The sequence below is a fragment of the Robiginitalea aurantiaca genome (assembly GCF_030380815.1).
Classification (GTDB): domain Bacteria; phylum Bacteroidota; class Bacteroidia; order Flavobacteriales; family Flavobacteriaceae; genus Robiginitalea; species Robiginitalea aurantiaca.
Genome location: NZ_JAUDUY010000016.1, coordinates 1 through 10,068, shown reverse-complemented (window position 1 = coordinate 10,068; position 10,068 = coordinate 1). Strand labels below are relative to the sequence as shown.

General features: G+C 48.3%; 1 protein-coding gene. It reads left to right on the top strand.

What is annotated here, in order from left to right; genetic code table 11:
* Positions 1-10,068 (top strand): PKD domain-containing protein (locus tag QU605_RS15170; RefSeq protein WP_289726182.1); only part of this gene is annotated, 10,068 nt, incomplete at both ends.

Here is a 10,068-nt window from a genome sequence, read left to right as displayed (position 1 = left end):
CCTTCGGTATCTGACGTCACTTTTGCAGGAATCTTCGCCACACACCGAAATGGCACACAGTTTACAGCTAACTTCGATCAATTCTCCGTGTCGGAAGAACAACCATCACTGGCTCTTACTTTTGACGCCAATGAGTTAATATTTAATGCCGTTAGGAATCAACTGGTTCCTGAGCAGTCGGTTAACCTCATTGCTTCCTCAGGCACTCCCGAAGTTATCTTTTCAGACGATCCAGATGCCACAGAATGGTTGATCTTTCCAACCAATACCGCCCCAGGCACAACTACATTCGGCGTACAGACAGACCTTCCTCCAGGGACATACACAACAACTGTTTTCGCCATAGACCAACCAGACCTCGGCTATGCAAATGCCGAAATTACGATTACTCTAAATATAACTGAACCTGCAGATTTTGAGGCAAAAATCAATTTTTCGGATGCCGCCACGGCAGTACCTGTTGGTTTCCTGAAAGATTCTGGAGCTCCCTATGGAGATCAGGGGAATGGCTTCAATTACGGGTGGTTTCAGACAAATGGTACGGTCGGATTGGACCTATCGGCAAATACCCGGAACCGGAATATCAATGGAGTGGACCTTCTGGTAAACACCTTGATTCATATGCAATATGCCGATACGGGTGGTTCAAACGGTACGCCGACAGAAGGTATCTGGGAACTGGAAGTACCTAACGGCACCTACCTTGTTGTGATCGGTGCAGGAGATCCTTCTGTTGATGGGGCCGGAACAGAACCGACTCACCGTATCAACGCGGAGGGTATTAATATTATCGATGATTTCCAACCTTCGGGATCAGCCGGATCTTCAACAAGATGGACCATGGGTAGCGCAGTTGTCTCAGTAAGTGACGGACGCCTGACCCTGGATGCAACCGGCGGGTTCAACACCAAGATCAATTATGTGGAAGTGACTTCCGCCTCAGGAGTACCTCAAACTCCAGAGGTAGTTGGGGTTTTCCCAGCAGATAATGCCATTGGCATCAGTGTAAACACAAGTATCTCTGCCAATAATCTTTTCTTGCCGAATTTCGATGAGAACGGCATCGCCGGGGTCAATAATGCAACTATTACAAACTCAACGGTAAAACTTTTCAAAGAGGGCAGCACAACACCCCTTGGTGCTACGGTAAATGGAACTGGTGGTGGTGATGCCATCAACCTCGTACCCAGCCTTCCCCTTGAGGCAAATACGACATATGTTTTTGAAATCGATGGGGTTCAAGATACCTCAGGAGAAACCTTCGCCTTTTTTACCTCTAGTTTCACTACCGGTTCAGGTGGAGGGGGCGGCGATACGAATTTAGATGACGTATCATTTGCCAATGCAGGACCAGTAGGTTCTTCCGGAAAGTACAGTACCCTGACCGTGGGGCCGGATAACAAACTGTATGGCCTTCAAATTACAGGGGACATCCATCGATGGACTATGGAAACAGACGGCACCCTCTCGGAGGAGGAAATCCTCGTGGGTTGGAAAGCTTCTTACGAATCCAGGGCTGCCATCGGACTGGTTTTTGACCCTACTGCGACGGCCGAAAATTTAGTCGCCTATATCTCCCACCAATCAGGGGCTTTGAGTAATGCACCTGACTGGGACGGCAAAATTTCCCGAATTTCCGGAGCACAACTGGAAAATGAGGAATTATTGGTGACTGATCTACCCAGGTCATTGAGGGATCACCTTACCAATAGCCTGGCATTTCGCCCGGGTGAAAACAACGCACTTTACTTTAATCAGGGTAGTCTGAGCGCGGCTGGTGAACCTGACAACGCCTGGGGTAACCGTCCTGAGAGTATGCTCTCGGCCGCAACACTGCGACTGGATCTTTCGCTGTTGCCTGCTACATTGCCGTTAAATGTTCGTACTACGCGGAATATTGAAGCGATTAAAGCTGTCGATGTCAATTCGCCAACACTTGACGGACTCTACAATCCCTATTTCGTCAACGCTCCATTGACCCTTTATGCAAGCGGGGTTCGAAACGCATACGACCTCGCATGGCACTCCAATGGACAACTTTATATTCCCACAAATGGTACTGCCGGGGGCAGCAATGCCCCAGCATCCATAGACGATATGCCGCGACCTAATGGTACAGTCTATGATCACGATGATCCGAGTGGAAATTATCCCGTAGTTCCTTTATCGTCCAATAATAACACCCAGAAAGACTGGTTGTTCCGGGTGAATCCATCCGAAGGTATTGGCTATTTCGGACACCCGAACCCCTACAGGGGCGAGTTTGTCCTCAATCGGGGGGATGTGGATGTAACTAATTCTGCCTATAACGGTGTACAACCCGATATAAACTACAGAGGTGCCGCTTTTGACTTCGAATTCAATAAATCACCTAATGGGGTTATCGAATACCGCAGCAATGCGGAAAATGGGAATCTGCAGGGAGCACTCCTCGTTGTGCGCTATAGCGGCTCGAGCGACATTATCGCCTTAGTTCCGGATGGTCCGAATGGGGATATTGGAACTTTTAAGGAAGGTATTCCAGGCTTTACCGGATTCCAGGATCCCCTCGATCTAATAGAAGATGTAAACACTGGAAACATCTACGTTTCAGATTACGGCAGGAGCCAGATTGTGTTGCTAAGACCGAGTAATCAATCGAGTCCCCTGCCCGTTATTGCGCTCGGCCAGGATAAATTTATAGGAGATGCTGTAGCAACAGGTTCTGCTACTTCGTCCTCTGAAATTGTGATATCAAACCTCGGGAATGCCCCACTTAACAATATAGAGGCGGTGATCACAGGCGATCCTAATGCGGAATTCTCATTTTCCGGACTACCCACGAGTATCGACCCACAAAATTCTTCATCATTTACAGTAATCTTTGACCCGTCTTCTGTCGGACCTAAAGAGGCCACCTTAACCCTTAGCGGAACAGACGCTGACCCTGTAGTTATAACTCTAAGGGGGCTCGGTAAAAGTGGGACATCAGGGTCAAGTGAGCCTTCATTACAATGGATTCTGGACACCCACCTGGGAGCGGGGGCCGTTGCGACCGGCGACACGGATCCAACAACCAATATTTTTGAACCTGGCGCTGGTTTAACATTCAACGACTTGCTTGGGGATGAAGTAGACGCTCAGAGTTTTGAACGAGCTGTAGATGCCCCTATTACACTTGAAGTCCTTGGTGTCTATGGGCCTCAAAGCGAGACCCCTATAGTTGATTTTGGCTGGTATCCAACCGGGAATCCGGGCAATGGCACGGAACTTTTTACCGTTGAAAACACACCCTCAGGAAACGGGCAGACCCTGACCCCATCGGTCAGTGGCCTTCAGGAATTCGACCCTGGAACCCAACCCTTTGGCTTCTTTAATCGCTGGCCCTTTTTTGGGGATCGGATCCTTTACAGTGAGGATGCTCTGAATACGTTCACAGATGCTATTCCACACCACGTAAGGGTATACCCGCTGCCAGGGGAAAGTGATGCCTATATCATAGTGACCGAAGAACACATTTCTGGTTTCGATTACCAGGATATAGTGGTTGTCGCCCGAAATATTCGGCCTGCTGGGACAACACTTGCCGGATGTAATCCAATCAGCACCCTTGACTGCAATGAAATTGAAACAGGACTTCCATTTAATCTGGACTTCAATGGTGACGAGGGAGGTCTAGCCAACACTGGTTTCACAATGGTAGATAATCCATCTGCACGTTTGAGCGAGGATGGGCCAATTTCCAACCCAAACGTGCCCGGGTTCGAACCTGGCCAGTTGTCATTTGCAGATGGGAACCTCGTCATAGTGGCAAACAAGGGAATTTCCTTTGTTAATAATACCGACAGTGACATGGTGAATTCCCAAATTAATGCCTTAGGTGTTGGGATCAATGCCGCAGCCGCTGGGGATTTCAGTATCCGGACTTCAATTGTAGCGCCTTATACTGATGCAGATAACAACTCGGAACAAGCTGGAATATGGTTTGGCCTCAATGAAGACAATTATGTTAAGCTGGTTGCAAATGCTGGCGGACAGATCGAGTTGCGCTCAGAAACAGGTGGGGTTTCCACTTCACAGAATCAGGTGCAATTCCCCGTTGAGGGCCTCAACACATCTACGGTAGGGCTCAGGCTCCTTGTTGATCAGACCAATGGATTGCTTGTTGCCTATTATACCTTAAATCTCGGTACGGAGGTAGAATTAGGGTCGTTGCCACTACCTACTGTATATACAGGTGGCAATCCGGCCTATGGAGACCTAAGCTTTGCAGGAATTTTTGCAACCAAACGGAGAGAGGACGCTGCCACGCCTGTTTCCTATACCTTCGAAAATTTCTCAATCCTGTCAGGCAGTTCTCAGCCCTTCTTCGCCAATGTATCACCGGCTGACAATGCCACCAATCTGCCTTTTGAGAATTTCCAAATCACTGTAGACGTAGTCGTGCCTGCCGGGTATGAACTGGACAAGAATACACTAGCGGGGAACGTAAATCTTTACGAGCTCGTCAATGGAGAAGAGGTGTTGGTGCCTTCCAATTCAAACGACACCGGCGGAGGGGATGCAATTACCCTAACTCCGACTAATTCCCTTAAGACTTTGACCTCATACCGCTTCAGGCTATCCGCAGCTGTTGAGGCCAATCGCATTGGAGATCTGAATGATCGACTTCCATTTATACCCTTTGAATCCGAATTTACAACCGGAGATGAGGACTCTCAGGTACCCCCGCTGGATCTTACTGGCGTAACATTCACGAAAGTACTGGGCGGTACATCCCTCGGAGAGGGAACAACCAACCAGAGATTTTCAAGCCTCGCCATAGGCCCTGACGGGAAACTTTACGCCAGTACTATTGGCGATTTTGCCTCGGACGGTAAGATCTATAGATGGGATATCGCTCTGGATGGTACTCTGAACAATCTGGAAATCCTATCCCCAGAACTTCAGGGGTCCCCAGACCCGAACAACGTGTCGAGAAACAATGAGAACCGCCTGATAATAGGTTTTGCATTTGATCCTCAGGCTACCGCTGACAACCTCATTGCCTATGTTACCCACAGTGCGGCAGTATTGACAGACGGCCCTGTATGGGACGGGAAACTAACACGTTTGAGCGGTCCGGATCTGGCGGTTGTTGAGGATCTTATCATTCATCTTCCCAGATCAGCCAAAGACCATCTGACCAATAGCATCACCTTTGATGAGCAGGGTAACATGTATATCAACCAGGGAAGTAATTCCGCCGGAGGTGAGCCCGATGGGAGCTGGGCTTTCAGGCCGGAGCGCTTGCTCTCTGCCGCCGTACTAAAGCTCGAGCTGGACAAAATGCCTTCCTCACTTCCACTGAGTGCCTTCACAACAGACAATATTGAAGTCATTAATGCGGCACCTAGTGGGAGCATTCAGATGAGCGATGGTTCTTACAACCCATATGCCACGAATTCACCATTAACCATTTTCGCGTCCGGAGTTCGGAATGCATACGACCTTGTATGGCATTCAAACGGCTGGCTATATGTCCCTACAAACGGGACGGCAGGTGGCTCAAATACACCTGGGACGGCGGATTATCTTCTTGCAAGGAGAATCGATGGGCTTACAGCCCTTGACCCAGTCCCCGGAACCACTAATAATGAAACCCAAAAGGACTGGCTCTTTAAAACCAAGGGAGGCTCTTACCACGGACATCCAAATCCCTACAGGGGGGAATTTATCCTCAACCACGGGGGTGCTCCTTACAGTGGGTTGCCAGGTCAGCAGGAGGTCAGTTATGTGGACGTGGCCAAATATCCCAGTACCCTCGGCCCGGATCCGAATTACCTCCAACCCGCGTATGATTTTGAAAAGAACAAATCACCCAATGGTGTGATCGAATACAAAAGTGATTCATTCGATGGAAAATTGCGAGGACTCTTGATGGTAGTGCGGTTCAGCGGACAGGATGATCTTCTTGTAATGCAACCCAGCGGAAATGGGGATATCGCGGATACAAATGGAAATGTGCCTGGATTAGGCGGGTTCGATGATCCCCTAGACGTGGTAGAAGACCCGCGTACAGGTAATATCTATATTTCTGAGTACGACCGCGATGGTAATGGTACACCCAGGATAACGCTCTTAAGGGCTGATGTTCCGGCTACTCCAGGTCCCGAAATCGCGGCTAATCCGGTTGAAGGAATATTTGAAATCACTACCAATAGTGATGGGGCCAACACAGATACACAGATAATTGAAATTACCAATGAAGGCAATGCCAACCTCAATATCAGTGGTGCCAGCATAACCGGACCTTTTGCAAGTCAATTCGACGCAGTCGTCCCTAGTGGGGCTATTGTACTAGCCCCTGGGGAAATACAGGAATATTCCATAACCTATGCTCCGGATCTGACAAATTCAGATTTAGGATATCAGGAAGCAACTCTGACGGTTCTCAGCGATGATGAAGACACTCCTAGTCTTGAAGTTGGATTACATGCGCTTAAAAAGGCAGGTTTTGAAGGTGGAAATGAGCCCCCACTTCAGGATGTCGTTGATGCCTTGGGTATTGGAATTAATGTTGGATGGACGTCACTTGGAAGCAGTACCAGCCCGACTCCAGTAGGAGACGAGTTGGAAGTAGAACGCTGGATAAAAGCCACCGATGGACCCATTACTCTTACCCCCGTGGGCAGATATTCCCCATCAGAACTCCTGCCATTTGGCTGGTATACCAATGACCAGGAGATCGTTCTAAACGAGGTCGGGATTCTGTCAGATGGAATTGCCAATGCTCAGACACTATTCCCTCCGGTAAACGACCCTGGCGTCACAAGTTTTGATCCCCTGGGTGCTGTGTTTGGCATCTATGTGGAATCAAATATATTTAACAGAGTTAACTATACAGAGGATGCACTAAATACCGGTATTGCGCATAGAACCCGCATTTACCCCAACCGGGACAGAGAGGGTAACCCCATAGAGAATAGTTACCTGATCGCATTTGAGGACGCCGAAAATGGGGACTACCAGGACTATGTTTTTGTACTGGACAATGCGGCTCCATTTGAGGATGACAGCCTTATACTGACCGCAAACCCAAATACACTTGATTTTACAGTTGCGCTAAATCAGGAGTTGATACAGGAAAAGACCTTTACGCTTACAGGAACCGGAGGAATTACTGCTGGTGAAATTACACTTGAGGCGAGCGAAAATTGGATTGTAATACCTGAGGTTACACTGGGGACACCAATCGGTGTTACTGTAGACACTGAGGGACTTCAGGTTGGGTCCTATCAGGGTGTGATTGCGGCTACAGCCCCGAACTACCAGGCAGCAGAGGTTACTATAAACCTTTTGGTGACTAATGAACTTGTCTTCACGTACCAGTTCAACTTCCAGTCTCCAGCAGACGTTGAAATCTCCCCCGACGGGTACATTGATGACCTTGGAGCTCCTTTTGGACCTCAGGTCACGAGCCTAGGAACGGTAAACTTTGGTTGGGTAGAACCCGGTACAACGAATCCGGCTGATGCCAGTGCCAATGCCCGAAACCGAAATAATGGGACAGGAGATGACCCGCTTTTAAAGACCTTTACAATTATAGGACACAGGTCTACAAATCTCTATCCGCAGCGGGATTGGCTGATAGAAGTCCCTAACGGTTCTTATTTTGTAAACATAAGCGTAGGCGACCCCGATTTTACGGATAGTTATCACCAACTTGATGTTAATGGGGTTACGGTCTTGGATTACAATCAGGAAAATGCCACAGATGGGCTGGTAAACTTTGACAATACTTCACTTGTTGAAGTAACTGATGGGGTTCTCAGGCTTTCCCTGGGCACGGACGGAGTCAATGCCAAACCGAATTTCATCAGACTGGCTCCTGTAGATAATTCACTTCTGCCACCAAATATCATTGCCACTTTCGAAGGAAACCAAAGTATCGAAAACACCTATAGGGGCCCGGTACAGGTTACCCTTGAGGCAATTGATCAGAGTGAAAGCGGAGGAATTGCAAGACTAGAGTATATCCTGGATGAAAATCCGACCGTCACTTATAGTGAACCTTTCGATGTGACTGCTGAAGGCCCTCATGTACTGCTTGTCAATGCAGAAGACAACAATGGAAATATTTCGGAGAGGACCTTTGAATTCAGCATTGAACCTGCTACAGGGGCAGTTCTGGCAATTGAAAACCTGACGAAAGTCCCAGGGACTTCAATAGCCGTGCCGGCAGAGGATTATTTTACATTCCATAATGTAGGTGCAACACGGACCAATGCCATTGTGAACACTTCCAATACGATGAGGGTCCGTAACACCGGAACAGGTATTTTGACGATCTCTGAACTCCTCTTGCCTTCAGCTGCCAATTTCAGCTTCTCCTTCAGAGACTTTGGTGGGAATACGGTTGCAAATTTGCCGACTTCAGTTCAGCCCGGAGAATACCTGGACGTGGATATTGAATTTATCCGCCAGTCAGGGGCAAAGGGCTTGTACATTGAGGAACTAACTGTGGTAAGCAATGCGGACAATGCACTCGATGGGAAGGTGACCCTTAGCGGCGGTTATATGCAACAGTTTGAAGGTGATAATGAACTCAATGCCCAACAGGTAATCGATGCATTTGGTTATAAAACCAGTATGCTCAGTATTGTCAATGATGAGGGGACAATTACACCGCCTAACCCTGTGCCGACCAGGCCCAGTTCAAATTATCCGATACCGGAGAACATCGACCTGGGATATGAAGGGGATATGGTCCTGTCTGATAATTTCGTCCAGGCTGATCCTTCAAAACCGGTTATAGGTTTTCAGTTAGCGGCATTTCATGGCTTTAATGCGGATAATATGCGCTTACTTGAGCCAGAAAGTACGGCTATTTTCGGGGGGGTAAATATTTCTCACGATGAAAACTATTACCAAACATTGCTTCCGAATAGCAATACGGATGACAACCTGAATTATTTTAGTGCTGAATCCCTCGATGGGCCTTTCAGGATTAACATAGTCTTTTACCCAACAAGCGGTGGAAACAATAGAGGTGAAAGTAGACCTGATTTGCTTGGGTTGAGAATGTATAAGGTTATTGACAGAGATGGTAACGTCATTCCAAATGAATATATAGCCATTCAGGATAATATTGGTTCTGGCTGCGGCGCCGGTTCAGCAAATTGTGACTGGAATGATATGATGTTCTATTTTGTTAACATTAGGCCTGAAGGTACACCCACGGCTCTTCCCGTTGAGAATATTACCGCCACTCCGGATGTATTTTTCGATTTTGACATCCGACCGTTTTTTGACAAGGGATATCCTGGTAATGCCCTGACAATAAGTGCTGCGACTGATAATGGTTCATTGCCTTCCTGGCTAAGTTTCGATCCCGATACGGGAATGCTCGAGGGAACTCCTCCGACTGATACCTCGGAAAGTCTGACTATCGAGTTTATTGCAACAGATCTCAATGGCCTTACGGCTACTACATCACTTATAATTATTGTTGGTGCGGGGGATAACCTTCCGCCTGTGGCTGTGGCCTCCGCCAGCCCGTTGAACGGAGATGTACCCTTGAATGTGAGATTTACAGGCAGTAATTCCACAGATGACTCGGGGATTGCCCAGTACAGCTGGGATTTTGGGGATGGCAACACCTCCACCGATGCGAATCCAAGCCATACATATATCACCCCAGGCACCTATACGGCAACCCTGACGGTCACGGACGGCGATGGGTTGCAGGACGATGCATCTGTGCAAATTATAGTCAACGACCCGGATTCTGGTGCCATTGCCGGGTTTACTCTTATCGACGCCTCTTCGGATGTGGACCTGTTTGAATTGACCAATGGGCTTCAGATCGATCCCTCGGTGGTCGCGGATATCGACCTGAGCATTAGGACCAACACGAATCCACCTGTGATCGGAAGCGTCCGTATGGTCCTTTCAGGACCTGTCTCGCGCACACAACTGGAGGGAAGGGCTCCTTACTCGTTGTTTGGAGACCTGCCTGGAATTGATTATAGTGGCGTGCCGTTCCCACAGGGCACCTACACTCTGACCGCCACAGCCTATGACGGAAGCTATGGGGCGGGGAATATC